This window comes from Kribbella alba, from assembly GCF_039529635.1.
Classification (GTDB): Bacteria; Actinomycetota; Actinomycetes; order Propionibacteriales; family Kribbellaceae; genus Kribbella; species Kribbella alba.
In genome coordinates, this window is sequence record NZ_BAAANE010000019.1 from 1 (window position 1) to 1,869 (window position 1,869).

At 69.4% G+C, this 1,869-nt stretch carries 2 protein-coding genes; both read left to right on the plus strand.

The features are described 5' to 3' along the window. A partial coding sequence (gene istA, locus ABD210_RS32340; protein ID WP_344116872.1) for an IS21 family transposase occupies positions 1-1,074 on the plus strand: 1,074 nt, incomplete at its 5' end. Beyond that, positions 1,074-1,869, plus strand: a 796-nt coding sequence (gene istB / locus ABD210_RS32345) for an IS21-like element helper ATPase IstB (protein ID WP_344116874.1), incomplete at its 3' end; no start/stop codon positions are given. The genes istA and istB, both read left to right, overlap by 1 nt.

Here is a 1,869-nt window from a genome sequence, read left to right on the forward strand (position 1 = left end):
CTGGTCGACGCGGTGGAGCCGCGGATCCGGGAGTTGTTGCAGGCGTGGCCGACGATGCCGGCAACGGTGGTGGCAGAGCGGATCGGGTGGCAGCACTCGATCCGGATCCTGCGAGACCGGGTCAGCGACCTGCGGCCGGCGTATCTGCCGCCCGATCCGGCGTCGCGAACGACGTACCTGCCGGGTGAGTTGGCGCAGTGCGACTTCTGGTTCCCCGAGGTGAGCCTGCCGGTGGGGTTCGGGCAGACCAGGTCACCGATGCAGCTGCCGGTGCTGGTGATGGCGTCGGGCTACTCGCGGTGGCTGTCGGCGCGGCTGCTGCCCTCGCGGGCGGCCGAGGATCTGTTCGCCGGCTGGTGGGTGCTGCTCGAGCGGCTCGGCGGTGTTCCCAAGACTCTGGTCTGGGACGGCGAGGGAGCGATCGGCAGGTGGCGCCGTGGTGCCGCCGAGCTGACTGGCGATTGCCAGGCGTTCCGCGGCACGCTGGGCGCGAAGGTGATCGTCTGCAAGCCCGCCGATCCCGAGGCCAAGGGGCTGATCGAACGCGCCAACGGCTACCTGGAGACCTCGTTCCTGCCAGGCCGCACCTTCGAGAGTCCGGACGACTTCAACGCCCAGCTCGCCGGATGGCTGCCGAAGGCGAACGCCCGCCGGATGCGGGTGCTGGGCTGCTCGCCAGGTGATCGGGTCGACGCGGATCGGGCCGCGATGCTCACCCTGCCTCCGGTCGCACCGGTGACCGGTTGGCGCAGGTCGCAGCGGCTGCCGCGGGACTATTACATCCGGCTGGACTCCAACGACTACTCGGTGCATCCGCGCGCGGTCGGCCGGCGGATTGAGATCGTCGCCGACCTGGACCGGGTGCGGGTGTTCTGCGAGGGCGCTGTCGTGGCCGACCATCCACGCTGCTGGGCCTACCACCAGTCGATCACCGACACCGTCCACGCCCAGGCCGCGACCGCGTTGCGGCACGACCGGTTCACCGTCATCACCCCAGCTGCAGCGACCGAGGTGGAGCAGCGGGCGCTGACCGACTACGACAACGCCTTCGGGCTGGATCAGCAGGTGATGTGATGCCGACCCGTACCAAGGTCACACCGGTCAAGGATCTGACGGCCGAGATCGCCTACCTGACCAGGGCGTTGAAGGCACCGACCCTGCGCGACTCGGTGGACCGGCTGGCCGAACGAGCCCGCGCTGAGTCCTGGACGCATGAGGAGTATCTGGTCGCCTGCCTGCAACGCGAGGTCGCCGCCCGCGACGCCCACGGCGGCGAAGGCCGGATTAGATCGGCCAGGTTCCCCGCCCGCAAAAGCCTCGAGGAGTTCGACTTCGACCACGCCCGCGGCCTGGCCCGTGACCTGATCGCCCACCTCGGCACTCTCGACTTCGTCACCGCCAAAGAGAACGTGGTGTTCCTCGGGCCACCCGGCACCGGCAAGACCCACCTGGCCATCGGGCTCGGCATCCGCGCCTGCCAGGCCGGCCACCGGGTCCTGTTCGCCACCGCCTCCGGCTGGGTCGCCCGGCTCGCCGACGCCCACCACGCCGGCCGCCTGCAAGACGAACTCGTCCGGCTCGCCCGCTACCCACTGCTCATCGTCGACGAGGTCGGCTACATCCCCTTCGAACCCGAAGCCGCGAACCTGTTCTTCCAACTCGTCTCGTCTCGCTACGAACGCGCCTCGCTGATCGTCACCAGCAACAAACCCTTCGGCCGCTGGGGCGAAGTCTTCGGCGACGACATCGTCGCCGCCGCCATGATCGACCGGCTCGTCCACCACGCCGACGTCGTCGCCCTCAAAGGCGACTCCTACAGGCTCAGAAACCGAGACCTCGGCCACGTCCCAGCGGCCAACACCGAGGAAC